Raw genomic sequence first — 25,029 nt, forward strand, 5'->3', positions numbered from 1 at the left:
GTCAGATGTTCTCCGCCTGCGGCATGCCCAGGACGTGATAGCCGCAGTCGACATGGACCACTTCACCGCTGGTGCAGTTGCCGTAGTCGCTGCAGAGCCACACGGCGGTGCCGCCGATGGCCTCCAGCGTGGCGTTCTGGCGCATCGGCGCGTTGGCCTCGGTGTGGCGGAAGGTGGCGCGGGCGCCGCCGATGGCCGCTCCGGCCAGGGTCTTCATCGGACCCGGAGAGATCGCGTTGACCCGGACCTTCTGGGGCCCGAGGTCGTTCGCCAGGTAACGGGTGGCCGATTCCAGCGCGGCTTTCGCCACGCCCATGACGTTGTAATTGGGCGTCACGCGATTGGAACCCGCATAGGTCAGGGTGATCAGCGACCCGCCGTCCGGCATCAGCTCGGCCGCGCGGCGCGAGACGTCGATGAAGGAAAAGCAGGAAATATGCAGGGAATTGAGGAAATTCCCCTTGGTCGTGTTGATGAAACGTCCGGTAAGTTCATTCTTGTCCGAAAAGGCGATGGCATGGACGAGGAAATCCATCCTCCCCCAGCGCTCTTGCAGCTTGGCGAAGCAGGCGGTCAGGCTCTCGTCATCGGTCACATCGACATCGACCAGGAAATCCGACCCGACCGAGGCCGCCAGCGGCTCGACCCGCTTGCCGAAGGCCTCGCCCTGGTAGGAAAAGGCCAGTTCCGCGCCCTCATCGGCCAGGGCCTTGGCGATGCCCCAGGCGATGGACCGCTCGTTGGCGACGCCCATGACGAGCCCGCGCTTGCCCTTCATCAAATCAGCCATGTCTTCTCCTGACGAAATTCTTGCGAAAATGCGGGGCCCGAAGGCCCCGGGTTCAGCCGCGGTATTTGCTCATCACCAGGGTCGCATTGGTGCCGCCAAAGCCGAAGGAGTTCGACAGGACCCCATCCAGCTCGACATTCTCGCGCAGCGTGGTGACGATTTCCGAGGGGTCGATGGCGGGGTCCAGGGTCGTGATATTGGCCGAGGCGGCGATGAAGCTCTTGTTCATCATGATCAGCGAATAGATCGCCTCATGCACGCCGGTTGCGCCCAGGGAATGCCCGGTCAGCGATTTGGTCGAGGCGGTCGGCGGCGTATGGCCGCGACCAAAGACGCGGCGGATCGCCTCCATCTCGGTCACGTCGCCCGCGGGGGTCGAAGTGCCGTGCGAGTTGATGTAGTCGATCTTGCGGCCCTCGGGCAGGGTCGCCACGGCGAGCCGCATCGAGCGCTCGCCGCCCTCGCCCGACGGCGCCACCATGTCATGACCGTCCGAGGTCGCGCCATAGCCGGTGACTTCGCCATAGATCTTGGCGCCGCGCGCCAGGGCATGGGACAGTTCCTCCAGCACGACGACCCCGCCGCCGCCTGCGATCACAAACCCGTCGCGGGTCGCGTCATAAGTGCGGGACGCGGTCGAGGGCGCGTCGTTGTACTTGGACGACATGGCGCCCATGGCGTCGAAGAGACAGGACAGGGTCCAGTCCAGCTCCTCGCCGCCGCCCGCAAAGACCACGTCCTGCTTGCCCATCTGGATGAGCTCCACCCCATTGCCGATGCAATGGGCCGAGGTCGAACAGGCCGAGGTGATCGAATAGTTCACGCCCTTGATCTTGAAGGGCGTCGCAAGGCAGGCGGAGTTGGTCGAAGACATGCAGCGGGTGACCATATAGGGCCCCATCTTCTTGGGCGCGCCCTTGTTGATCACCGCATCAAAGGCCTGGAAGAAGTTCGAGGTCGAAGGCCCGCCCGAGCCCATGATGAGCCCCGACCGCTCATTCGAGACATCGCCGGGTTCCAGCCCCGCATCCTCGATCGCCTGCTTCATCGCCAGGAAGTTATAGGCCGCGCCCGGCCCCATGAAGCGCAGGTCGCGCTTGTCGATATGGTCTTCCAGCTTGATCTGGGGCTGGCCCTTGACCTGGCTGCGGAAGCCGTGCTCGGCGTAATCTTCTGCGAAGATGACGCCGGACTTGCCCGCGCGGAGCGATGCCTCGACCTCGTCCACCGAATTGCCGATGGGAGAGATGATGCCGAGCCCGGTGATGACGACGCGACGCATGGTGTATCCTTCCTTAGGACGCAGAGAGGGCGACTTTCATGTCGGTGACCTGGTAGATCACCTCGCCATCGGCTTCGACGATGCCATTGGCCACGCCCATGGTCAGGCGGCGCGAGGTCATGGCCTTGGTGAAATTCACCCGGTAGGTCAGCATCTTGCGGTCAGGCCGCACCATGCCGGTCAGCTTGACCTCTCCCACCCCCAGCGCATAGCCGCGCCCCAGCCAGCCGCGCCAGCCGAGGTTGAAGCCGGTCAGTTGCCAGAGCCCATCGAGGCCAAGGCAGCCCGGCATGATCGGGTTGCCGGGGAAGTGGCAGTCGAAGAACCAGAGCTCGGGCGTGATGTCGAATTCCGCCACGACATGGCCCTTGCCGAACTCGCCGCCGTCTTCCGAAATCTCGGTGATGCGGTCCATCATCAGCATGGGCGGCGCGGGAAGCTGGGCATTGCCGGGGCCGAAAAGCTCGCCACGCGCGCAGGCCAGAAGCGCCTCTTTGTCGAAACTGGTCGGATAGACGCTCATCAGGACCCCCCTTCAAGGTTTCAACCCGTGTAACAGAGCGTGAAGCGCCTGCGCAAGGGTGGCGGCGGTTGCCTTGGGCGCGGGGGTGTCTATATCGGAGGCAACCATTGCGAGGACAAAGATGATCGACGAGGAAAGCAAGAACGGCGGCGAGGCCCTCGGCGGGATCGTGCTGATCGGGGCCACGCTTCTGGCGCTGGTCGTCGCGAACTCTCCCCTGGCCGCGCGTTATGACGCCGTGCTGCATGCCCATTTCGGGCTTTCCATCCTGCATTGGATCAATGACGGGCTGATGGCGATCTTCTTCCTTGCGGTCGGGATGGAGCTGAAGCACGAGATGGTCGCGGGCACGCTGCGCGACCTGCGTGCCGTGGCCCTGCCGGGGCTTGCCGCCCTGGGCGGGATGGTGGTTCCGGCGCTGATCTACCTTTCGATCTCGGATGCGACGCGGGGCTGGGCCATTCCGACGGCCACCGACATCGCCTTTGCGCTGGGGGTCCTGGCCTTGGCGGGCAAGGGCTTTCCGCCGGGCTTGCGGACCTTTCTCTTGACCTTGGCGATCCTCGACGACCTGGGCGCGATCCTGGTCATCGCCCTGTTTTACGGCAAGGATTTGCAGGTCCTGTGGCTGGCTTCGGCGCTTTTGCCCCTGGCGGGCATGGTCTGGTGGATGCGCAGGGGCTCCGACCTTGTCTGGCCGACACTGGCGATGGGCGCGGTCCTGTGGCTTTGCGTGCTGCAATCGGGGCTTCATGCGACCCTGGCGGGGGTCATCACCGCCTTCTGCCTGCCCGCCGCGAGCCGCAGCGGGGGCCATCCCTTGCATGACCTGCAAACCCGGCTGGCGTCCTGGGTCACCTTTGCCATCGTTCCGGTCTTTGCCTTTGCCAATGCGGGCCTGCCCCTGGGCGAGTTGTCGCTGGAGGGGCCGGGGGCGAGCCTGGCCCTGGCCGTGGGTGCGGGGCTTCTGGTCGGCAAGTTCGTGGGCGTCGTCGGCATGGCCTGGGTGGCGGGGCTTTTCGGCCTGAGGCGGCCCGAGGGCGTCACCTGGGGCCATCTGGCGGCGGCGGGGCTCCTGGCGGGGATCGGCTTCACCATGTCGCTCTTCATCGGGGGCCTGGCTTTCGGCGAGGGAGACGAGATGAACGCCGTCCGCGCGGGCGTGCTGGGGGCCTCGGCGCTGGCTGCGGTGCTGGGGTTGACGCTGTTGCGCATCCTCTCTGGCGCGGCGCGCGGCAAGCCTGTATGATGGGCTGATGGAGATGACGGCAGATCAGCGGGCAAGTGACTGGCTGGCGAAGGGCGACCTTCGACCGACGCGGCAGCGCATTGCCCTGGCGCGGCTTCTGGTGGGTGATGGGCAAGACCGCCATGTCACCGCCGAAAGCCTCTTTGCCCTGACCGGGGGGGAGGGAGAGAAGGTCTCGCTCGCCACCGTCTACAACACGCTGCGCGCCTTTTGTGACGCGGGTTTGATGAACGAGATCGTGGTCGATGGCAGCCGCAGCTATTTCGACACAAGGATCGACGACCACCCGCATTTCTACTGGGAGGATCGGGGCGCCCTGACCGATGCCCCGGCCGATCAGATCGAGATCGCGCGCCTGCCTTTGGCCCCCGATGGGACCGAGATCAGCCGCGTCGATGTGGTGATCCGGCTGCGCAAGACGCGGTAAGGGCGGTGCGTGAGATCACGCACCCTGCCCCGCCCCTTAAAACCACTGCCCGGGCTCCATCAGCCCCAGGTCCATCAGCTGCTGGCTGCCCCATTGGAAGGCCACCGAATTGTGCCAGCGGAATGTCGGGATGTCGAACTTCGACCCCGCATTGGTTTTCAAAGCCTTGGCCGTGCGGAACGAGGCCACGGCGGTGGTGATGTTGTGGTGCCAGGGACAGGCGTAGGTGTTGTATTCCTCGTCCGAGAAGGTGAAGTCGGGCCGCAGCACCAGCCCCGGCTTGCCGCGGAAGAGGGCGATGCGGTCGATCTTGCGCCGCGCGGGCGGGACATGTTCCTCGAACCGCCAGCGCAGGCCCCCGAAGAAATCGAGCTGCCTTTCCTTGGGGTGGTTGTGGTTGGCCGGGTCAGGCCGACCCAGGGCGTAATAGCCTGACCGATCCAGGTGCGCCGTCTCGATCGAAACCGCATTGGGATGGGCGCCCAGGTCCTCGGCATAAAGGTCGATGACATAAGAGAGCATGGCATCGCGCCGCTCTTCGGTGTGAAAGGCCAGCATTTCCCGGATGTTGCGCGTCTCGCAAAACGGGTGGAACAGGTATTCCGCGTTGAAGCCGTAGTAGAACCAGATCCCCGGCGCCGCCGCCTGGATGCGGTTGATCGCCTCGACCGCCGCCCCCTCGGCCAGGGGGTCATAGTCGATGCGGTCGACCTGGGGCGGCAATTCGTCCAGCGCCAAGCCGGGGTCGGCCAAGAGCAGCACGCGCAGGAAGCCGATCTTCAGGTTATGCGCGATCGAGGAGCTGACTTCGACCCCATCCTCGGCGATCAGGATGGCCAGGGGCCCCTTGGCCAGGGCCGCCTTGTCGCCCCCCAGGAATTGATCCAGCGATGCATAGCGCATGGCGCCCCCCTCCGTCCCCTTCTGCCGGGGCTTGCTTGCCAAAGCGTTAACCCAAGCGTGGCGCTGGGCCAAGAGCCATGGGAGGTGGACCGTGCCGCAAGCTTGCGCTATCAGGCTTGCCAAAGCGAAAAGGAGCCGCAGATGTCGCATGGAGCCGCCACCCCGATGACCTCCCGCAAGGCCGGCCCGCTGAAGGGCACGGCCTCGGTCCCGGGCGACAAGTCGATCAGCCACCGGTCCTTGATCTTCGGCGCCATGTCGATCGGCACGACCAAGGTGACGGGGCTGCTGGAGGGCCAGGACGTGCTGGACACGGCCAAGGCCATGCGGGCCTTTGGCGCCACGGTGACGCAGCACGGGCCGGGCGATTGGTCGGTGGAGGGCGTGGGCGTCGGCAACTTTGTCGAGCCCGCCGATGTCATCGACTGCGGCAATTCGGGCACCGGGGTGCGGCTGATCATGGGGACCATGGCGACCTCTCCGATCACGGCGACCTTCACGGGGGATGCCTCGCTCCGCAAGCGGCCGATGGGTCGGGTGACGGAACCCTTGGCGGAGTTCGGGACCATGGCCTATGGCCGCAAGGGGGGCCGTCTGCCGATGACGGTGGTGGGGGCCTCGGATGCGAAGGGGATCCGCCACACGCTGAAGGTCGCCTCGGCCCAGGTGAAATCGGCCATCCTTCTGGCGGGTCTGAATGCCAGCGGCGAGACCGTGGTGATCGAAAAGGAACCGACCCGCGACCATTCCGAGCGGATGCTCGTGGGTTTCGGCGCCAACCTGACGGTGGACAAGACCAAGGAGGGCCATGTGATCACGTTGCAAGGGCGGCCGTCCTTGCGCGCCCAGACCGTGGCCGTGCCGCGTGACCCGTCGTCGGCCGCCTTCCCGGTCTGCGCGGCGCTGATCGTCGAGGGCTCGGACATCTTCGTCCCCGGCGTCTCCCAGAACCTGACTCGCAACGGGCTTTACATCACGCTCGTCGAGATGGGCGCCGAGATCGAGTTCCAGAACCCCCGCGAAGAAGGCGGCGAGCCGGTCGCCGATCTGCGGGTGAAGTTCTCGGGCAATATGAAGGGCATCGAGGTCCCGCCCGAACGCGCGCCCTCGATGATCGACGAATACCCGATCCTGTCGGTCGTGGCCTCTTTCGCCACCGGAAAGACCGTGATGCGGGGCGTCAAGGAACTGCGCGTCAAGGAAAGCGACCGCATCGACGCCATGGCGCGGGGGCTCGAGGCCTGCGGCGTCACGATCGAAGAGGATGAGGATACGCTGATCGTCCATGGCATGGGCCCGGGCGGCATGCCGGGCGGGGCCACCGCCAAGACCCATATCGACCACCGGATCGCCATGTCCTTCCTCGTGGCCGGCATGGCCTCGCAGCAGCCCATTTCGGTGGACGACGCCTCGCCCATCGCGACCTCTTTCCCGATCTTCGAGAGCCTGATGACCGGGCTTGGCGCCACCCTGACGCAAGGATGAGCTTTACCGTCGCCATCGACGGCCCGGCTGCGGCGGGCAAGGGCACGATCAGCCGCGCGGTGGCGGCGGAGTTCGGCTTTGCGCATCTGGACACCGGGCTCCTCTACCGCGCCGTGGGGGCCAAGGGCGGGGATCCGGTGCAAGCCGCCCTGACCCTGACGCCCCAGGATCTGGCGCGTGACGACCTGCGCAGCATGGCGGCGGGGCAGGCGGCGAGCCGTGTCGCCGTGATCCCAGAGGTCCGCGCCGCGCTGACCGCCTTCCAGCGCCGCTTTGCCGCGCAGGAGCCCGGCGCCGTGCTGGATGGCCGCGACATCGGAACGGTGATCTGCCCCGGGGCGGAGGTAAAGCTTTACGTCACCGCCAGCGCAGAGGTCCGCGCCCATCGCCGCTGGCTGGAGCTGGGCGGCGACGCGGCCCGCGTCCTGGCCGAGGTGCGCGAGCGCGACGACCGCGACATGAACCGCGCCGAGGCCCCTTTGCGGCCCGCCGAGGATGCCGTGGTCATCGACACCTCAGAGCTGGACATCGACCAGGCCGTGGCCCTGGCCTTCGAGGTCATCCGTCAGCGCCTCTCGAACTGATCCGCCCACCACTCGGGCCGGGTCATCCGCGCATAGCCCTTGGCCCAGTCGCGTTTCAGCCGGGGCCAGGCCAGCGCCAGCCGCACCAGGTTCACCGCCATCCGCAGCCCCATCCGCAGCTCCAAGAGCTTGTCCTGGCGGATATGCATGACCTTCTCGCCATCGGTCGAGACATACCAGACATCCGAGGCGCCAAAGACCGGGCGCACGATGCCGCGCTGCCTTTGGGTCAGCACCACCCGGTTGCCCCAAAAGGCAAAGCCGGGCAAGAGGATGCCGTTCAGGCTCAGCGCCATCAGGCGGCGCTGCCAGACCACATGGGGGTTGATGAAGCCCCTGGGCGCGGGCACCTCGCCCAGGGGCTGCCAGACCTCGACCTTGCGCGTGGCCGAAAGGCTCGCGCGGCGGCTGGCCAAGTCGGGCTCGGCCTCGACGAAATCGGGGCCTTTCAGGAAATCCTCGACCGCGGTCGACAACGCCGCCAGGCTGTCGGTCTGGTGCTGCATCAGGCAGCGCCCGAAGAAGCGCATCGGCAGGGTCAGCGCCCGCAACAGCGCGCGGCCCTGGTGCGGCAGGGTCACCAGGTGGATCAGGTTCGACCGCAGGTCCAGGTAGAGCGTCTGCGAGCTTTCCTTCTCGGTGAAATCCACGTCCTGGTGACACAGAACCCCCGGCAGGGTCACATTGGCAAATCCATTGGCGATGCAAAAGCTGGTGTCGTCGCCGCGCACGAAGAAGGGAAAGGGCGCGTGGGTGACATGCTCCAAGGGGAAGGCATAGCACCAGAAGCCGCCGTAAAAATTCACCCTGGGCTGTAGCGAGGTGATCTCTCCGTAAAACAGATCCCCCGGCACGGCGAGGTCTAGACCGCGCCCCAGCGCCAGGAAGCTCCCGGCAAAGGTCGCGCCATTCTCCCAGAGTTCCGAGGGGAATTCGGCCGACATCAGCGCCCCCGCCACCGCCGTCCTTGGGTCGGTCGCATGGGCGAGGAAGGTCCAGATCCGCTTCAGCCCCTCCATGTCCAGCGAAGCATCGTCGTCCATGAAGAGGCAATGGCTGGCGCCGAGCGCCTTGGCCTCGGCCATGCCGCGCGCAAAGCCGCCCGAGCCGCCAAGGTTGCGGTTCGGGATCACGCGGATATGGGGCAGGTCGACGGGTTCCAGCGTCTGGCCGTTGTCGATGACGATGAGGTCGAGAAGACCCTCCAGCATCGGGGGCCGCCCGGTGAAATTGTCGATGGCGTGGCGGGCATTGGCCTCGCGGCGGAAGGTGGTGATGGCCAGCGCCAGGTGCGGCAGGCGGCGGGGGGCGTCGCGCGTGGCCCAGGTCAGGGCGTTCAGCGTGCCGGGCCCCTCGGCGGTCAGGGCCAGGTGCAGGATGAGCGCGGGGCCCGCCAGCCAGGAGGCCAGGTCGATCTCGTGGCGCTGGCCCTTGGTCAGGGTCAGGGAGAGGCTTTGGGTCAAGGGCGGCGGCGGCTTCCAGATGCCGTCGGGCCCCATGCCCTCCAGCTCTCCGGTCAGGGTCAGGGTAAAGGCGCCCTCGCCCTCGATCACCAGGCGCAGGTCGGTCAGCCCGGCCCTGGAGCGCCATTTCCCCAGGGCAAAGATATTGTGGGCGGTGTTCAAGAACACCTCGCCCCCCGCCTCGAAGCGCAGGCCCCGGGCCAGGGGGAGGGGGACGACCTCGCCAAAGGTCTTCAGCACCAAGGCGCGCACCGGGTGATGCAGCTGCGGCCAGACGGCCTCTTGCAAGGCATAAAGCGCGGGGCCAGGCCCGGTCAGTTCATGTGGCGCGGTTCGGTTCATCGTCATCCCTTTGGCCCGACCTCTCACGGACGGGCCAAAGCGTCAATCCCATCAGGACTGGTGCGCTTCATCGGCCTCATAGGCCTCGATGATGCGGCCAACCAGCGGGTGGCGGACGACATCCTTGGAGGTGAAGTAGTTGAAGCTGACGCCCTTCACCCCCTTGAGGATCCGCTCGGCCTCGGCAAGGCCCGAGGTCGTGCCGCGCGGCAGGTCGACCTGGGTGCGGTCGCCGGTGATCACCATGCGGCTGCCCTCGCCGAGGCGGGTCAGGAACATCTTCATCTGCATCGAGGTCGCATTCTGCGCCTCGTCCAGCACGATGAAGGCATTCGAAAGCGTCCGGCCCCGCATGAAGGCCAGCGGCGCGATCTCGATCCGCTTTTCCTCCAAGAGCTTTTGCACCTGCTTGGCCGGAAGGAAGTCGTTCAGCGCATCGTAAAGCGGCTGCATATAGGGATCGACCTTCTCCTTCATGTCGCCGGGCAGGAAGCCCAGCCTTTCGCCCGCCTCGACGGCGGGACGGGAGAGGATGATCTTTTCGACCGCGCCCGAGATGAACATGGTCACGCCCACGGCCACGGCCAGATAGGTCTTGCCGGTGCCCGCAGGCCCGATGCCGAAGCCCATCTCATTGGCGAAGAGGTTGGCGACATAGGCCTTTTGCGCCTCGGTCCGGGGCTCGACGCCCTTCCTGCGGGTGCGCAGTTCGATCCCGCCAGAGAAGAGCTCGATCTGCTCCTCGCGCGGGGCGGCCTGGCCCATGCGGATCGTGCCGTCGATGTCACCGGCCGAGATATGCTTGCCCGCCTCGAGCTTGGCGTAAAGCCCGCGCAGGACGGCTGCGGCCTGTTCGCGGCAGGCCTTGTCGCCCACCACCGCCAGCCTGTTCCCCCGTCGCAGCACGTGAACCCCGGTCTGATGCTCGATCTGGGCCAGGTTGCGGTCATATTCGCCGCAAAGCTCGATCAACAGGCGGTTATCCGGAAACTCAAGGACGGTTTCGACGATGTCTTCCGGACGGGTCGGGGGGGTCAGCGCGCTGATGCCCAAAGGGCTCTCCTTCTGGTCTAGATACAGTCGCAGGCGGCTTCGATACCTCTAAGTCTGGGGCTGGCGCGGGATTCTGTCCAGTCCAAATCCTTCTCAGCCCCATTCAGTCAGCAAAGCGTGAAGATAAGGTGACATTTTGCGCAAATGAAAAGGGCCGCGCGAAAGCGCGGCCCTTGAAGGCAAGCCTGGCAGGTTCAGCGCGAGGGAACCCAGTCGTTGAAGATGCCGTTTTGCTGACGGTATTCGCCGACCACGGTGCCCGGCGGGTAAAGCCCGTTGCAGACCGGCAGGCCGGTCTTGGGGTCATAGCGGCGGCCGGTATAGCCTTCGACGCCGTCATCCATCAGCCAGCCCTGGCAGCCGTCGGGATCATAGGCGATGGCGGCATGACCATCGGTCAGCGGGTTGCGGTCGCGGCCGCTGTCGGCATTGGTCGCGATCACCGTGTTGGGGCCAGCCTGGTAGGGCACGAGCCCGCCTTCGACGCAGCCCGCCAGGGACAGGGCCATCAGGGCGAAAAGAGAAGCGCGCATCAATTCGAGGTCCCCCAGGTATAGCAAACCACTTCGACGCGGCGGTTCTTCTGCATGCCGGCGGCCGAGCCATTGTCGGCGATGGGCTGCCGCTCGCCAAAGCCGATCTGGCGTTCGACGACGGCGCCGACCGAGCGGGCGACATCGCCCACGGCCTTGGCGCGGCGGTCCGAGAGGTTCATGTTGTATTCATCCGAGGCGCGGCTGTCGGTATGGCCATAGATGGCGTAACCAAAGGCCCCGGCGTTCTGGAAGAACGAGGTCAGGCGGCGGCGGCCATCGGCGGTCAGCGTCGCGCTGTCGGTGGCAAAGAGCGTGTCGGTGTTCTCGGTGAAGCAGGTGTTCTTCGCCAGGCAGACCGGCTTGCCGGTCTTGGGATCGACACGGTCGAGCATATAGCCCTCGAGACCGCCATCCGCCCACCAGTGCTGGCACCCGTCGTCATCGACCCAGATGCCCCAGTTGATCTTGCCCGCCACCTGCGGCGCCACCGTGGGCGCCACCGACTGGGCCATGCTCATCGTCGCGGCGAACAGACCAGCCATCAGGGCCCCCACCCCGACCGTCCGTTTGGCTGCGCTGGAAATACGTTCCACGGCCTAGCTCTCCTCGTTCATACCAATCGCACATGCCCCCGCATGGCCTAGAAATGGCCCGGGGCGGGGCCAAAGTAAAGCAAAATCTGGGCTAAGTGATTGATTTTAAAGGGTAATTGTTGCCGTTGCGGAACCAGCGGGGGGAATGGTTAATCATTGGCGCGGGGATGGAAACATCCCGCCACAATTCCGCCATGATTGGACAGCGCCCGAAAGGCGGTCCAACCAGGAAAAAAAGGAGAGAGAATCAGCGGGTGATGGGCTCGGCGGCCAGGGAATTGGTCGAGGCGGCGGTGACTTTCACCCGCACGAGGTCGCCAACCTGGCCCGTCGGATCGGTGACATGGACGGCCATCAGGTGCTCGGACTTGCCGACCATCTGGCCCGGCAGACGGCCTGCCTTTTCATAGAGCACCGTCGTCTCGCGCCCGACCATGGCATTCTGCGCCGCACGCTGCTGCTGGGTGATCAGCGCCTGAAGCTCCAGGAGCCTGGCATCGGCGACCTCATCAGGCAGGGTGGGCTTTTCGGCCGCAGGCGTGCCGGGGCGGGCGGAGTATTTGAAGGAATAGGCCATGCCATAGCCCACCGTCTCGATCAGCCGCATCGTGGCACGGAAGTCCTCGTCGGTTTCGCCCGGGAAGCCCACGATGAAATCCGAGGTCAAAAGGATATCGGGCCGCGCCGCGCGGATGCGGTCGATGAGGCGGAGGTAATCCTCCGCCGTATGCTTGCGGTTCATCGCCTTGAGGATGCGGTCGCTGCCCGATTGCACCGGCAGATGCAGATAGGGCATCAGCTTGGGCTGGTCGCGATGGGCGGCGATCAGGTCCTCGGCCATGTCATTGGGGTGCGAGGTCGTATAGCGCAGCCGCTCCAGCCCGTCGATCTGGGCCAGCGCCTCGATCAGGTGGCCGAGGCCCAGGCCGTCATCGTGCCAGGCATTGACGTTCTGCCCCAGCAGAGAGATCTCTCGCACCCCCATGGCCACCAGCTCGCGCGCCTCGGAGAGGATGCGGTCCCGCGGGCGCGAGACTTCGGCGCCACGGGTATAGGGGACGACGCAGAAGGCGCAGAACTTGTCGCAGCCCTCTTGCACGGTCAGGAAGGCGGCGGGGCCGCGCTTGGCGCGCCGCGCGGGGAGGAGGTCGAACTTGTCCTCGACGGGGAAGTCGGTCTCGACGGCATGGCGGGGGCCGCGCACCATCTCGGGCAGGCGGTGATAGGCCTGCGAGCCCACGACGAGGTCGACCATGGGCATCCGCCGCAGGATCTCGTCGCCCTCGGCCTGGGCCACGCAGCCCGCGACGCCGATCTTGAGGTCGGGCTTGGCCGTCTTCAAGGGCCGCAGGCGGCCGAGGTCGGAGTAAAGCTTCTCGCCGGCCTTTTCGCGGATATGGCAGGTGTTCAGCAGGACGAGGTCGGCGTCCTCGGCACTTTCCGTGAGGCTATAGCCCTCGGGCGCCATGGCTTCCGCCATGCGCTCGCTGTCATAGACATTCATCTGACAGCCATAGGTCTTGATGAAGAGCTTCTTCGGTTCGGTCATGATCGGGCCCCCAAGGCTTGCGCCTTTAGGCCAAAGCCGGGCTCTTGTCCACGGGTGGGCTTAGCGGCGCCAGGTGAGGTAATGCGGCGTGCGGTCTTCGCGCAGGGCCTTCTGCTCGTAGCGGGTGGAGAACCAGTCCTCCCAGGGCGCGTCGGTGTCGGCGGTCAGTGTAAAGCCTGCGAGGGGGATCTCTTCGCGGGCCTGGCGGATATAGTCGGGGATGTCAGAGGCCACGCGGAACTCGGCCCCTGGCGCGCAGAGGCGGGCGAGAGGGATCAGGTATTCCTGGGTCACGAAGCGGCGGCGGTGGTGGCGCGCCTTGGGCCAGGGGTCGGGGTAGTTCAGGAAGACCTTGGTCAGCGAGCCCTCGGGCAGGACCTCGAAGAGGTCGCGGACGTCGCCGGGATGGAGGCGCAGGTTGGTGACGTTTTGCGCCCGGACCTTGCCCAAGAGCATGGCGATGCCGTTGACGAAGGGCTCGGCGCCGAGGAGGGCCACGCTAGGGTTCTGGGCGGCCTGGTGGATCAGGTGCTCGCCGCCGCCGAAGCCGACTTCCAGCCAGAGGGGCCTTTGGGCGCGCCAGGGTTCAAGGGGGACCAGGGCGCGGCTCGGGTTCTCGTCCCTTGTGACGCCGTGCAGGGTCAGGGGACCGAGGTCCTCTTCCAGGTAGGATTTCTGGCTGGCCCGCAGGGTCTTGCCCTTGATGCGGCCATAGAAGTTGCGGCGGGGAGAGGTCGGGGCTTCTTCGGTCATGGGCTGGGCGGGTAGGGGGAGAGGGGGGCGGAGTCAAGGGCTCTTGCGGGCGGGATGGGGGCGGGCGGCGGGGGCATCGAGCCCCCTTCGCCCGCTGCTGCCGCGGGCTTGCACGCGTGCAAGGCGCGCAAGTGGCTGATGTTGCGTAGGTTTTTCCGTGGTGTTCAGCTTTTGTTAACCAAGCCCGGCCTCCAGGCGCCCGGTGTCGCCCCGGCCAGCCCTTGACCTGGCTTGGCCTCGACCCGACCCGCATCGCCTCTGCGGCCTTGGGCGCGCTTGGCCTCGACCCGGCCGGACTTGATGCGGAGCGGCCTCGGCCCGCTTCAGCCCCTGCCGCGATAGGGGGCGACGCCCTGGTCGGGGATCCAGGCTCCGGCGGGGGGCGCCCCGGTCTGCCAGAAGACATCGATCGGGATGCCGCCGCGCGGATACCAATAGGCGCCGATGCGCAGCCATTCGGGCTCGAGCAGGGTCACCAAGCGTTGCGCGATGTCCAGGGTGCAATCCTCGTGGAAGGCGCCGTGGTTGCGGTAGCTGTGCAGGTAGAGCTTGAGGCTCTTGCTTTCGACCAGCCAGGCGCGGGGGATATAGTCGATGACGATATGGGCGAAGTCGGGCTGGCCGGTCATCGGGCAGAGCGAGGTGAACTCGGGCGCGGTGAAGCGGACGGCGGAGAGCTTGCCTTCGTGGCCGAAGGGGACGCGTTCCAGGATGGCGGTCTCGGGCGAGGCGGGCAGCTCGGTCTTGGCGCCCAGTTGGGTCAGGGAGGAGACATCGGTCATCTGGGGCTCCGGTGTGGGGTGGGGGGCTTGCGGAGATGGGAAAGGCCGGTGACCGGGGTCTTTGTCCTGCGGCAGCAGCGGCACGAGGGGGCTCGATGCCCCCGAGGGGCACTTCCCGGAGACCGGGAGATCACGGCGGGAAAGCGGGAGGGCGGCAAGGGGGGCAACCTCCCCCGAGGGGCGGCTGGTGGGGGGGCGGCTGGCGGAGGCATCGAGCCTCCGCCAGCCGCTGCTGTCGCGGGATCAGACGGCTTTCTTCAGCGCTTCGACCAGGTCGGTGCGCTCCCAGGAGAAACCGCCGTCCTCGGTCGCGGCGCGGCCGAAGTGACCATAGGCCGAGGTGCGGGCATAGATCGGGCGGTTCAGGCCCAGATGGGTGCGGATGCCGCGCGGGGTCAGGTCCATGCACTGGGCCACGGCGCGTTCGATGGCGGCTTCATCCACCTGGCCCGTGCCATGGGTGTCGACATAGATCGACAGGGGCTTGGCCACGCCGATGGCATAGGACACTTGCAGCGTGCAGCGATCCGCCAGGCCTGCGGCCACGACGTTCTTGGCCAGGTAGCGCGCGGCGTAAGCGGCCGAGCGGTCGACCTTGGTCGGGTCCTTGCCCGAGAAGGCCCCGCCGCCATGGGGTGCCGCCCCGCCATAGGTGTCCACGATGATCTTGCGGCCCGTGAGCCCCGCATCGCCATCCGGGCCGCCGATCACGAAGGTCCCGGTCGGGTTGACCCACCATTCGGTCTTGGAGGTGATCCAGCCCTCGGGCAGGATCTCGCGGATATAGGGTTCCACGATGGCGCGGATCGCATTCGAATCCTGCCCCACATCGGCATGCTGGTGCGACAGGACGATCGAGGTCACCTCGACCGGCTTGCCGTCCTCGTAGCGCAGCGAGAGCTGGCTTTTCGCATCCGGGCGCAGCGTGGGCTCGGCGCCCGACTTCCGGGCCTCGGCCAGGCGGCGGAGGATCGCGTGGGAATACTGGATCGGCGCGGGCATGAGCTCCGGCGTCTCGCGGCAGGCATAGCCGAACATGATGCCCTGGTCGCCTGCGCCGTCGCGGTCCACGCCTTGGGCGATATGGGCGGACTGCTGGTGCAGGTAGTTCTGCACTTGCAGGGTGTTCCAGTGGAACTCGTCCTGTTCATAGCCGATGTCTTTCACGCAGGCCCGGACGATGGCGTCCACATTGCCCATCATCTCGGCCAGTTTCGCGGGGTCGGAGAGACCCACTTCACCGCCCACGACCACGCGGCCCGTGGTGGCAAAGGTCTCGCAGGCCACGCGGGCATTGGGTTCGATGGCAAGGAAGGCATCGAGCACCGCGTCGGATACGCGGTCGCAGAGTTTGTCCGGATGCCCCTCGGACACCGATTCCGAGGTGAAGACGTAGGATTTACGCGCCATTGGGAAATGCTCCATTGGGATTGACCGTCACGCCAGGAAGCCGTTGTGACGGAATGCGACACTCGCGCTACGGTTAATAGCCCCACGCGTCAAGCCATGCGACGCCTTTTCGCCAAGATGGCAAACAGAACGCTACCTGCCAGCAACAGGAGGAAGGGCGCCTCGCCCCAGCGCGCATAGGGCGGTGCGGGCAGGCTGCCGGGCAGGCTTGCGTCCAGGTGGCCCTCGGGGCCGAAGGGCAGGCTGGCCACGACGCGGCCCCGGGCATCGCTGACCAGGGTGACGCCGGTATTGCCGACGCGGACCAGGGGCAGGCCCTGTTCGATGGCGCGCAGCCGCGCCTGGTCCTCGTGCTGGAAGGGGCCCGAGAAAGTGCCGAACCAGCCGTCATTGGTGATCTGCAAGAGCCAGTCGGGGCGGGTCTCTGTGCGCAGGTCCTGGGGGAAGACCGCCTCGTAGCAGATCAGCGGCAGGACGCGGCCCAGGCGCCCGAGGTCCAGGACCTGCGGCCCGGGGCCTGCCGAATAGGCGGCGCCGACCTGGGCCGCAAAGGCCCGGAGGCCGAAGAGGTCATAGGCGAGGTCTCCGAAAGGGATATACTCGCCGAAGGGGACCAGGTGGTGCTTGTCATAGGCCGCGATGAGCTGGCCGCCCGGGGCCCAGACGGCCAGGGAGTTCCAGCCGCGCAGGGTCTCTGCCGTCCGCTCGACCCTTTGGAGGCCGGTGGCGACCATGGCTCCGCCTGCGGCCTCGGTGATCTGGCGCGGCAGGTCAGGGGCATTCTCGACCATGTAGGGCAGGGCGGTTTCGGGCCAGATGACCAGGTCGGGCTTGCCCAGGGGACCGGGGGGGGCGGCGGTGGCGGCCATGAGGCGGTCGAAGAAGATGGCGGCCTGGTCCGGATCCCATTTCAGCGATTGCGCGGCTGCGGGCTGGACGAGGCGGAGCGTGACGGGGCGGTCGGGCGGCAGGGGCTGCGAGAGGGTCCATTGCCCCCAGCTCCAGGCCGCCGCGAGGACGGCCAGGGCCAGGAAGCGCCCGCGCGGATGGGTTGCAAGGCCCGCGATGGCCAGGACCAGCAGGGTCAGGCCGAAGGGACCCACGAGCGCGCTGACCTGGGCCAGCGGCGTGTCGATCCAGACATGGCCTGGCAGGGCCCAGGGGAAGCCGGTGAGCACATGGCCGCGCGCGAGCTCTGTGGCCGAGAGGCCCGCGACCATGCCGGGGAGCCCGAGCCGGGCGCCGAGGCCGAGGCCCGCGCTCCAGAAGAGCGCGAGGCCAGAGGCCATCAGGACCAGGGCGAAGGGGGCCATCCAGCCATAGGTCTCGGGTTCCACCAGGAAGGGCTGGACGATCCAGTTCAGGGTGGAGGCGAACCAGCCGATCCCCAGGGCCCAGCCGAGCCAGAAGGGGGACTTCGGCAGCAGGCGGAAGGCCAGGGCCAGGGCCGCAAGGGTCAGGGGCCAGAGGTGGAAGGGCGCAAGGCCAAGCCCCGCCACGGCGCCAAGGGCCAGGGTGGCGCCGAAGGGTCTCCAGCCGGGGAAGGAATGGGGGAGGCGGAGGAAGCGCATGGGGCGGCCTTCGGGGCGGAGTCTGGGCCTTTGGGGGTAAGGGGGGGCGGGCGCTTTGGCAAGGGGCAGGGAATCACGAGGCGGCAGGCTGCGTGAGATCACGCATCATCGGCGGGGAACCCGGGGTATCCCCCGGGTTACGGGGTGGGGCTGAAACGTCTGGCGCTGGCGGGGCGGGAGACCCGGGGTGTACCCCGGGCTACGCGGCGGAGGCCGAGCGCTGCCCCCGGCGAGTGGGGAGCCCGCGTCACATTCTCCCCGCCGCGCCCCGGGCCTGAGCCCTGGGGCCTCGACGGTTTGGGGGATGGGTGGGGTGCGTGATCTCACGCACCATCCGGGCACGCGGTGCGTGAGATCACGCAGCCTACCCCGGGACCACGCGGCAGGAGACCAAGTAAAAAGCCTTGTCCAGTTTCGCTATGAACAGGGCTCTTGCCAGCTTGGGGCTGACGAAGAAGCCACTGGCCAACTTCACATCCCCCCAAAGGTCTGCCCCTGCAATGCCGCAGCGGTAACAGCGACATCATCTGGCTGAATCAAAAGAGACGGCGAGAACCTGTCCTGCGGGGAGTGTTCCAGCCCTTTGCTTTCCGCAAGATTCAGTGCCGACTTCTTTTCCCCGAAATTCAGAGCCCAAAATGGCCCTGGGATGGGAGTTTGACCGTCGCTTCGAAACAGCTCCAGAGGATAGAGACCGCCTTGCCCCAAGTCATGATCTCTCAGGACTTGGGCAGCCTTTTCCGTGACACAGAGGAAGCCATTCACCATGAACAGGGCAGGAAGGCTGCGAACAGGACGGCCTCGGTCTTCTATTGCTCTTTGAGGCAAGAGGTCCGGCGTCAGCATCTGACCACAAAGGTGAGCCAAAGCGTTCTGCGACCGCTGTGATGAAGGCACCACGCGATCTTCCATCTGGCAGCCGGACGTAATTTGCACCTCTTGCAGAGCAACGCTCAAGTAAACCGTGTCGGACAAGCTCTGGCCTCGTTCTTCCAAAATGCGGTGGGTGCAATGGTGCCGAGTGCAGTTTCAACGCGTCGGGGTCCAGGGGGTCAAGCCCGGGACGGCGGGGAGCGGGAGAGGCGGTGTCGCCCGCCTTGGCCCGGGTGGGGGCGCCGCTTCCACCCTCCCGTGGCAACCTGGGCGGAGGGGGCGTGGTTGGGGGAGCCTCGGGGGCCCCCGACGGACACCGCTTGGCCCCAAGTTTCAAGGCGTCGAGGTCCAGGGGCTCAAGCCCGGGACGGCGGGGAGCGGGGGGAGGCGGAAGGCCCTGGCGCGGTCAGGGTGCGGTCAGGGTCAAGCGGGCTGGGTCGGGGGCAATTCCCTTGACACCAAGTTCAGGGCGGCATCGAATTGGCGGAAGGCGGCTTGTCTAGGTCGGAGACCTGGTGCCTTATCCGGAGGGTCAGGGAAATGGTCAGGCGATGGGGGATCGGCCTTGCGCTCCTTGTCCTCGCGTTTCTCGGCAATGGGTGGTGGGTCATCTCACATGATGCCGCCGAAGCGCTGGATATCGCCTGGCTCGCCCGGACCTGTCCGGGCCTGACAGGGACCGAGCGGCAGGACTTGGCCCGGGATGTCGAACTGGACAGGTTCCTCTGGGACACGGAATACATCTTCGACGGGCGGGACGGGGCCTTTGTCCATGCCGTGAGGGGCGGGCATACCAAGGCCTTGTGCCTGGCCGGGGTCGGCTGCCTTTTGCCTCCCCAGGGGCTTGAGGGCTGTGGCTGATCCCTCGGGGCCGGGGGGCTGCCGTGGAAGGAAAGGCCGCGCGGGGCGCAGCATCAGCCTGGGGCTGCGACCACAGCAGATCATGACGGGCCGACCTCTCCCCCCTCCGTGGCAACGCGGGCGGAGGGGGCGTGGTTGGGGGAGCCTCGGGGGCCCCCGACGGACGCATCCTCCGGTGACAGCATCCTCCGGGGACAGCCGCTTCAGGCCACAGCCGCCTCGGGCGATGGCCGCCTCAGGCGGCGGTGTCGGCCTTGGGCGCCTCGGCCTCGGGCGCCATGATCGCACCCGGGAGCCGCACGCGGATGCGCTTGATGCGGCGGGGGTCGGCGTCGATGACCTCGAACTCGGCGCCCGACTCGTGGGGCACGATCTCGCCCCGCGCGGGCATGCGGCCGGTGCGCAGCATCACGAGGCCCCCCAGGGTGTCGATGTCCTGGTCATCCTCCAGCGTGCGCAGGGTCAGACCCAAAGCCGGTTCGAACTCGTCCAGGGGCGCCGTGGCCTGGGCCAGGAAGACGCCGGGCTTTTCCTCTTTCCAGAGGCTGCCCTCGTCTTCGTCATGCTCGTCCTCGATCTCGCCGATCACGGTCTCGATCAGGTCCTCGATGGTCACGAGGCCATCGACCCCGCCATATTCGTCGATCACCAGCGCCATATGGACCCGCTCGCGCTGCATCTTCTGCAAGAGGACCCCAACCGGCATCGAGGGCGGCGCATAGAGGATCGGCCGCAACAGTTTCTTCAAGGAAAACCGCCCGCCCGCGCCGAAGCCGTGCTGAAGCGCCAGGTCCTTCAAGAGCACCAGGCCCTGGGGGCTGTCCAGGTTGCCCTTGTAGACCACGATCCGCGAAAACCCGTGTTCCTTGAAGGCGGCGACCAGGTCCTCTTTCGAGATATCCAGCGCCACGGCCACGATATCGACCTTGGGGATGGCCACGTCGTCCACCCGCAGCTTGCGCAGGTTCGACATGCCATGGGTCGCCACGACCTGGATGGCGGGAAGGGCCGGAAGCGCGTTCTTCTGGGCGGGCGAGCGCCGGAAGAGGCGCTGCAGCAGCCCGCGTCGCAAGGGAGGTTCGTCCGTCGTGCCCGGCGCGGAAGGGGCCGGTCCTTCGATGCTACTGCCCATGGCGGTCGCGGAAATCCTTTGAAAACCCGTCATCGGGCAGGGGCATTATGCGGCAGGAGCGCCCCATGTTGCAAGGGGCCCGGGCTCAATAGGGGTCCGGCAGGCCGAGACGGGCGAGGATTCGAACCTCCAGCGCCTCCATCCGCGTCGCATCGCCGTCGCGGACATGGTCATAGCCCAGGCAATGCAAAAGCCCATGGGTCACAAGATGGGTGACGTGATCGGCCAGGGGCTTGGCGGCTTCGAGCGCCTCGCGCGCGCAGGTGTCATAGGACAGGGCGATGTCGCCGAGCGATTCGGGGTCATCGGCCGGGCCGATCTCCGGCGCCTCGGGGGCTTCGCCATCGGCATCGGCGGCCAGGTCCCAGGCGGGCCAGGAGAGCACGTTGGTGGGCTTGGCCTTGCCGCGGAATTCCTCGTTCAAGGTGGCGATGCGCGCATCGTCGCAGCCCATGACCGAGAGGGTCAGCCCGGTCTCGGGCAGGCCCAGTTCGGCCAGGCTGGCCTGCACCGCCCGCAGCGCCAGAGGTTCAAGCCCCAGGGTCTCCCAGCGGGCATCCTCGATGACGCATTCGACCAGTGCTTCCATGGGTGGCTCCTCCTCAGGATAGGCTTGCATAAGGCCATGCGGGGGCGGCGCCAATCCACGCTTGCGCAAGGGTGGATTGCGGGGGGCGCATGGCTGAACCCCGGGGGGCTTCGCGCCCCCCGGACCCCCCGCGGGATATTTGTGAAAAGATGAAAGGGCTTGGGTCAGGCGCGGTTCGGAGAAGCCTGTTCTCCGGCCAGGGCCTCGGCCCCATGGCCCGTTTCGGCCTCGGCAAAGCTGCGGCGGTTGGCCTCGATGCAGGTCTGATGGTCGAGGGCCCATTTGGCCAGCGCCATGACCGGCTCCTGGAAGGTGCGGCCCAGGTCGGTGAGTTCGTATTCGACGCGGGGCGGGATCGTGGCGAAGTGGCGCCGCGCGATCAGCCCGTCGCGTTCCAGGTCGCGCAGGCTTTCGGACAGCATGCGCTGCGAGATGCCCAGCTCGCGCTTGAGCTCGTTGAAGCGCATGGTCCCGCGCGAGAGCGCATAGACGATCTGCACCGACCAGCGGTCGCCGACACGGGTCAGGACCTCGTTCATCACGCGGCAGTTCTGGTGGCGCTGATCAGGGCAATCGGGGTGATCCATGGTGATCTCATTATGAGGGGGCTTGCATTCGCCGTCCAGTTACTTATGTATACCGGTATGAAATTGACACCAGGTTGCAAAAAGAAACCTGGTTCCTGAAAGGAACGACCATGCTGGACCAAGCCAAGACCTCGCCGCTGCTGGACAAGCTGCAATGGCGCTATGCGACCAAGAAATATGACGCCGCCAAGGTGGTGGCGGAGGAAAAGATCGAGGCGATCCTCGAGGCCATCCGCCTGGCGCCGACCTCCTCGGGCCTGCAGCCTTTCCAGGTGCTGGTCGTGACGAACAAGGAAATCCGCGCCAAGATCCAGCCGGTGGCCTTTGGTCAGGCGCAAGTGGTGGACGCGAGCCATCTGCTGGTCTTCGCGGCCTGGGACAATTACACCGACGCCCGCATCGACGCGGTGGTGGACCGCACGGCTTCGGAGCGTGGTGCCCCGCGTGAGGCGGTTGCCGAGTACTACGACATGCTCAAGGGCATGTATCTGCCGCGTGAAGCCGAGGTGAACCATCAGCATGCCGCCCGCCAGGCCTATATCGCGCTGGGCGTGGCGCTGACCGCCGCCGCCTTCGAAGAAGTCGATGCGACCCCGATGGAGGGCTTCGACCCCGCCGCCGTGGACGAAATCCTGGGGCTCAAGGCCCATGGCCTGCGTTCGGTCGTGCTGATGCCGGTGGGCTACCGCGCCTCGGAGGGCGACTGGCTGAACGGGCTGAAGAAGGTCCGGAAGGCGCGCGAAGACCTGATCGTCGAAGTCAAGTAAGCGACGTCAAGACTCTGGGGGGCGGCCTGCGGGTCGCCCCTTTCCTATCGCACCAGCGGGAAGACCGCCCGGATGCGCGGGTCGCGCAGGATCAGGCCGACCCACATCAGGATGCCGAGGTAGACCGAAAACAGCGTATGGCTGTAAAGCGGGGCCTGGCCCTGGAGGTTGGTCGCCATGGCGCCACCCAGGATCGCCATCATCAGCGCGGCACCCAGGACCCCGGTGGCCGGGATCAGGTAAAGCACCGTCGCGATCAGCTCCAGCACGCCGATCAGCAGAAGTGGCGCATTCTCCCAGCCCAAGGCCACCAGCGACTCATCGGCCACCGCCATGCCCGAAAGCTTGGGTGCCACCGAGGCCCCCAGCATGAAGAGCCCGAAAAGCCCCGAAAGGGCCCAACCGAGTTTCTGCATCATGATTCCCCCATTAGTTTGATATCAAGCTAAGTGTTTCAAGGGCGTGCGGTCAAGGGACCGGTGCGCTGAAGCGCACCCTGCGGCGCGGCAGGCGACCGATTTCCACCTTCCCTGGCAAGGCGGGCGGAGGGGGCTCGATGCCCCCGACGGCCGCCCCTTGGGGCGGAATCCGCCTTGCTTTGTTGGGGAAATGGCGATAGCAGGCCCCCAGCGGCAGGGCAGGGGGATTCCCTTGGCCCTTTTCGTGTTTGTGCCGCTGACGATCCGAAGACCGGTGGAGACAACCGCCAGGCCCGCAATATGTTGAAAGGACTAACGCCGCATGTGCGCTAAAGCTACTATGGAAGACTTCGAAGCCCTCTTGAAGGAAAGCTTCGAGATTGACACCCCCGAAGAGGGCACGGTTGTCAAAGGCCGGGTCATCGCGATCGAAGCGGGCCAGGCCATCATCGATGTCGGCTACAAGATGGAAGGCCGCATCGATCTGAAAGAATTCGCAAATCCCGGCGAAGCCACGCCTTCGATCAAGGTGGGCGATGAAGTCGAGGTCTATCTCGACCGCGTCGAGAATGCCAAGGGCGAAGCCCAAATCTCGCGCGAGAAGGCTCGCCGCGAAGAAGCCTGGGACCGCCTGGAAAAGGCCTATGCCTCCGAGACCCGCGTCGACGGCGCGATCTTCGGCCGCGTCAAGGGCGGCTTCACGGTCGACCTGGGCGGCGCTGTTGCCTTCCTTCCCGGCAGCCAAGTCGATGTCCGCCCGGTGCGTGACGCTGGCCCGCTGATGGGCATGAAGCAGCCCTTCCAGATCCTGAAGATGGACCGTCGTCGCGGCAACATCGTTGTCTCGCGCCGTGCGATCCTCGAAGAATCCCGTGCCGAGCAGCGCGCCGAAGTCATCGGCAACCTGCACGAAGGCCAGACTGTCGACGGCGTCGTCAAGAACATCACCGAATACGGTGCTTTCGTTGACCTCGGCGGCGTCGATGGCCTGCTGCACGTGACCGACATGGCTTGGCGTCGCGTCAACCACCCGTCGGAGATCCTGGCGATCGGCGAGACCGTGAAGGTCCAGGTCATCAAGATCAACAAGGAGACGCACCGCATCTCCCTGGGCATGAAGCAGCTCCAGTCCGATCCGTGGGATGCCGTCGAAAAGGCCTATCCGCTGGGTTCGGTCCACAAGGGCCGCGTCACCAACATCACCGATTACGGCGCCTTCGTGGAGCTGGAAGCCGGTGTCGAGGGCCTGGTTCACGTCTCGGAAATGTCCTGGACCAAGAAGAACGTGCACCCCGGCAAGATCGTTTCGACCTCTCAGGAAGTCGAAGTCATGGTGCTGGAGATCGACTCGTCCAAGCGTCGCGTCTCGCTCGGCCTCAAGCAGACCCAGCGCAATCCGTGGGAAGTCTTCGTCGAAACCCATCCCGTGGGCTCCGCCATCGAAGGCGAAGTCAAGAACATCACCGAATTCGGTCTGTTCGTGGGTCTGGATGGCGACATCGACGGCATGGTTCACCTCTCCGACCTGTCCTGGGACAAGCGCGGCGAAGAGGCCATCCAGGAATACCGCAAGGGTGACATGGTCAAGGCCGTCGTCACCGAAGTGGACGTCGAGAAGGAGCGCATCTCGCTCTCCGTCAAGGCCCTGGGCGATGACACCTTCACCGATGCCGTGGGCGATGTGAAGCGCGGCTCGATCATCACGGTTGCCGTCTCGGCCATCGAAGAGGGCGGCATCGAGGTGGAATACAACGGCGCCAAGTCGTTCATCCGCCGCTCGGACCTGGCCCGCGACCGTGGCGATCAGCGCCCCGAGCGCTTCCAGGTCGGCGACAAGATCGACGTCCGCGTCACCGCGATCGACTCCAAGACCCGCAAGCTGGGCCTGTCGATCAAGGCGCGCGAGATCGCCGAAGAGAAGGAAGCCGTCGAACAGTATGGCTCGTCCGATTCGGGCGCCTCGCTGGGCGACATCCTCGGCGCGGCCCTGAAGGGCAAGAACTGATCCCATCCGGGATACAATCGGAAAGGCCCCGCCCTCAAAGCGGGGCCTTTTCATTCGGGCGGTGGCTTTCCGTTCAAAACCGTTTGTCAGCGGTAAATTCTTCGCTACAGTCCGAGCCGACGACAACAACGATGGCGCTATCATGGCCGGCAACAAGGCCAGGGCGACCGCGACGGGGGGTAATTGATGATCCGTTCGGAGCTGATCCAGAAGATCGCTGACGAAAATCCGCATTTGACGCAGAAGCACGTCGAAAAGATCGTGAACACCGTCTTTGACGAGATCATCGAGGCTTTGGCGCAAGGCAACCGCGTCGAGCTGCGCGGCTTTGGCGCCTTCTCGGTCAAGGCGCGGGATGCGCGGGTGGGCCGCAATCCCCGCACCGGTGAGGCCGTGCAGGTCGAGGACAAGAAGGTTCCCTTCTTCAAGACCGGCAAGCTTCTGCGCGACCGTCTGAACGGCAAAGCCTGAGCTTGACCTCCGCGCCGGGGCGGGGATAGT

Annotated in this window: 26 protein-coding genes and 1 riboswitch; of the genes, 8 read left to right on the plus strand and 18 right to left on the minus strand. The window is 66.2% G+C overall.

Annotated features, from left to right (window positions below; genetic code table 11):
• Position 1: 1 nt before the first annotated feature.
• The 3 genes from GV832_RS12715 to fabA are packed head-to-tail and all read right to left on the minus strand — an operon-like array spanning position 2 to position 2,595.
• A complete protein-coding gene (locus tag GV832_RS12715) occupies positions 2-790 on the minus strand; it encodes an enoyl-ACP reductase FabI (RefSeq protein WP_168775255.1) in 789 nt (262 codons plus the stop codon).
• 52 nt (positions 791-842) lie between these two features.
• Positions 843-2,072: a beta-ketoacyl-ACP synthase I gene (gene fabB, locus GV832_RS12720; RefSeq protein WP_168775256.1), complete on the minus strand. Its 1,230-nt coding sequence runs from the start codon at positions 2,070-2,072 to the stop codon at positions 843-845.
• A gap of 13 nt (positions 2,073-2,085) precedes the next feature.
• Entirely contained in the window at positions 2,086-2,595 is a 510-nt protein-coding gene (fabA, locus tag GV832_RS12725) for a bifunctional 3-hydroxydecanoyl-ACP dehydratase/trans-2-decenoyl-ACP isomerase (RefSeq protein WP_168775257.1), read from the minus strand.
• A 121-nt stretch (positions 2,596-2,716) separates the two neighbouring features.
• On the opposite strand from fabA, the gene nhaA reads away from it, so the two are divergent.
• Together nhaA and irrA are read left to right on the plus strand one after the other, a co-directional pair.
• On the plus strand, positions 2,717-3,844 hold the full coding sequence (gene nhaA / locus GV832_RS12730) for a Na+/H+ antiporter NhaA (RefSeq protein WP_168775258.1): 1,128 nt from the start codon (positions 2,717-2,719) through the stop codon (positions 3,842-3,844).
• A gap of 7 nt (positions 3,845-3,851) precedes the next feature.
• Positions 3,852-4,271, plus strand: a complete 420-nt coding sequence (gene irrA / locus GV832_RS12735; protein WP_168775259.1) for an iron response transcriptional regulator IrrA — start codon at positions 3,852-3,854, stop codon at positions 4,269-4,271.
• A 36-nt stretch (positions 4,272-4,307) separates the two neighbouring features.
• Here the strand turns inward: irrA and GV832_RS12740 are convergent, their stop codons facing one another.
• The gene (locus GV832_RS12740; protein ID WP_168775260.1) at positions 4,308-5,174 is read right to left on the minus strand and encodes a hypothetical protein; all 867 of its coding nucleotides are present in this window, start codon (positions 5,172-5,174) and stop codon (positions 4,308-4,310) included.
• Between the two features lie 141 nt (positions 5,175-5,315).
• On the opposite strand from GV832_RS12740, the gene aroA reads away from it, so the two are divergent.
• Together aroA and GV832_RS12750 are read left to right on the plus strand one after the other, a co-directional pair.
• Positions 5,316-6,659 carry a 3-phosphoshikimate 1-carboxyvinyltransferase gene (gene aroA, locus GV832_RS12745; RefSeq protein ID WP_227754401.1) on the plus strand — a complete coding sequence of 448 codons (1,344 nt, stop codon included), beginning with the start codon at positions 5,316-5,318 and terminating at the stop codon, positions 6,657-6,659.
• Entirely contained in the window at positions 6,656-7,243 is a 588-nt protein-coding gene (locus GV832_RS12750) for a (d)CMP kinase (protein WP_168775261.1), read from the plus strand. The genes aroA and GV832_RS12750 overlap by 4 nt, the downstream gene beginning before the upstream one ends.
• Here the strand turns inward: GV832_RS12750 and GV832_RS12755 are convergent.
• The 10 genes from GV832_RS12755 to GV832_RS12800 form a co-directional block, all read right to left on the minus strand.
• Complete coding sequence (locus GV832_RS12755) at positions 7,225-9,054, minus strand: glycosyltransferase family 2 protein (protein ID WP_168775262.1); 1,830 nt, start codon at positions 9,052-9,054, stop codon at positions 7,225-7,227. The two genes, GV832_RS12750 and GV832_RS12755, sit on opposite strands and share 19 nt — an antisense overlap.
• 45 nt (positions 9,055-9,099) lie before the next feature.
• Positions 9,100-10,101: a PhoH family protein gene (locus GV832_RS12760; protein ID WP_168775263.1), complete on the minus strand. Its 1,002-nt coding sequence runs from the start codon at positions 10,099-10,101 to the stop codon at positions 9,100-9,102.
• Between the two features lie 194 nt (positions 10,102-10,295).
• Entirely contained in the window at positions 10,296-10,634 is a 339-nt protein-coding gene (locus GV832_RS12765; RefSeq protein WP_168775264.1) for a hypothetical protein, read from the minus strand.
• A complete protein-coding gene (locus GV832_RS12770; protein ID WP_168775265.1) occupies positions 10,634-11,179 on the minus strand; it encodes an OmpA family protein in 546 nt (181 codons plus the stop codon). Before GV832_RS12770 ends, GV832_RS12765 begins: the two co-directional genes overlap by 1 nt.
• A 298-nt stretch (positions 11,180-11,477) precedes the next feature.
• On the minus strand, positions 11,478-12,779 hold the full coding sequence (gene miaB / locus GV832_RS12775; protein ID WP_168775266.1) for a tRNA (N6-isopentenyl adenosine(37)-C2)-methylthiotransferase MiaB: 1,302 nt from the start codon (positions 12,777-12,779) through the stop codon (positions 11,478-11,480).
• A 60-nt stretch (positions 12,780-12,839) separates the two neighbouring features.
• On the minus strand, positions 12,840-13,532 hold the full coding sequence (trmB, locus tag GV832_RS12780; RefSeq protein WP_168775267.1) for a tRNA (guanine(46)-N(7))-methyltransferase TrmB: 693 nt from the start codon (positions 13,530-13,532) through the stop codon (positions 12,840-12,842).
• 323 nt (positions 13,533-13,855) lie between these two features.
• Positions 13,856-14,314 (minus strand): preQ(1) synthase, encoded by a 459-nt coding sequence (gene queF, locus GV832_RS12785; RefSeq protein ID WP_168775268.1) that lies wholly within the window; start codon positions 14,312-14,314, stop codon positions 13,856-13,858.
• Between the two features lie 243 nt (positions 14,315-14,557).
• Positions 14,558-15,724, minus strand: coding sequence for a methionine adenosyltransferase (metK, locus tag GV832_RS12790; RefSeq protein ID WP_168775269.1), 1,167 nt, complete (start codon positions 15,722-15,724; stop codon positions 14,558-14,560).
• A gap of 7 nt (positions 15,725-15,731) precedes the next feature.
• Positions 15,732-15,779, minus strand: a riboswitch (SAM-SAH riboswitch).
• A 34-nt stretch (positions 15,780-15,813) separates the two neighbouring features.
• Complete coding sequence (gene lnt, locus GV832_RS12795; protein WP_168775270.1) at positions 15,814-17,295, minus strand: apolipoprotein N-acyltransferase; 1,482 nt, start codon at positions 17,293-17,295, stop codon at positions 15,814-15,816.
• A 471-nt stretch (positions 17,296-17,766) separates the two neighbouring features.
• On the minus strand, positions 17,767-18,270 hold the full coding sequence (locus tag GV832_RS12800; RefSeq protein WP_168775271.1) for a hypothetical protein: 504 nt from the start codon (positions 18,268-18,270) through the stop codon (positions 17,767-17,769).
• A gap of 438 nt (positions 18,271-18,708) precedes the next feature.
• On the opposite strand from GV832_RS12800, the gene GV832_RS12805 reads away from it, so the two are divergent.
• The gene (locus GV832_RS12805; protein WP_168775272.1) at positions 18,709-19,029 is read left to right on the plus strand and encodes a hypothetical protein; all 321 of its coding nucleotides are present in this window, start codon (positions 18,709-18,711) and stop codon (positions 19,027-19,029) included.
• Positions 19,030-19,264: 235 nt separating this feature from the next.
• Here the strand turns inward: GV832_RS12805 and GV832_RS12810 are convergent, their stop codons facing one another.
• The 3 genes from GV832_RS12810 to GV832_RS12820 form a co-directional block, all read right to left on the minus strand.
• A complete protein-coding gene (locus GV832_RS12810; protein ID WP_168775369.1) occupies positions 19,265-20,161 on the minus strand; it encodes a transporter associated domain-containing protein in 897 nt (298 codons plus the stop codon).
• An 85-nt stretch (positions 20,162-20,246) separates the two neighbouring features.
• Complete coding sequence (ybeY, locus tag GV832_RS12815; protein ID WP_168775273.1) at positions 20,247-20,750, minus strand: rRNA maturation RNase YbeY; 504 nt, start codon at positions 20,748-20,750, stop codon at positions 20,247-20,249.
• 164 nt (positions 20,751-20,914) lie between these two features.
• On the minus strand, positions 20,915-21,337 hold the full coding sequence (locus GV832_RS12820) for a winged helix-turn-helix transcriptional regulator (RefSeq protein WP_168775274.1): 423 nt from the start codon (positions 21,335-21,337) through the stop codon (positions 20,915-20,917).
• Positions 21,338-21,447: 110 nt separating this feature from the next.
• Here GV832_RS12820 and GV832_RS12825 point away from each other — a divergent pair, with 110 nt between their 5' ends.
• On the plus strand, positions 21,448-22,104 hold the full coding sequence (locus GV832_RS12825) for an NAD(P)H-dependent oxidoreductase (protein WP_168775275.1): 657 nt from the start codon (positions 21,448-21,450) through the stop codon (positions 22,102-22,104).
• Between the two features lie 44 nt (positions 22,105-22,148).
• On the opposite strand, the gene GV832_RS12830 is transcribed toward GV832_RS12825, so the two are convergent.
• Entirely contained in the window at positions 22,149-22,523 is a 375-nt protein-coding gene (locus GV832_RS12830) for a DoxX family protein (protein WP_168775276.1), read from the minus strand.
• A 322-nt stretch (positions 22,524-22,845) separates the two neighbouring features.
• Between GV832_RS12830 and rpsA the strand changes: the two genes are divergently transcribed.
• Together rpsA and ihfB are read left to right on the plus strand one after the other, a co-directional pair.
• Complete coding sequence (rpsA, locus tag GV832_RS12835; RefSeq protein ID WP_227754403.1) at positions 22,846-24,528, plus strand: 30S ribosomal protein S1; 1,683 nt, start codon at positions 22,846-22,848, stop codon at positions 24,526-24,528.
• Positions 24,529-24,714: 186 nt separating this feature from the next.
• Positions 24,715-24,999 carry an integration host factor subunit beta gene (gene ihfB / locus GV832_RS12840; RefSeq protein ID WP_168775278.1) on the plus strand — a complete coding sequence of 95 codons (285 nt, stop codon included), beginning with the start codon at positions 24,715-24,717 and terminating at the stop codon, positions 24,997-24,999.
• Positions 25,000-25,029: the final 30 nt, after the last annotated feature.

It is taken from the genome of Stagnihabitans tardus, assembly GCF_009925085.1.
Lineage (GTDB): Bacteria > Pseudomonadota > Alphaproteobacteria > Rhodobacterales > Rhodobacteraceae > Stagnihabitans > Stagnihabitans tardus.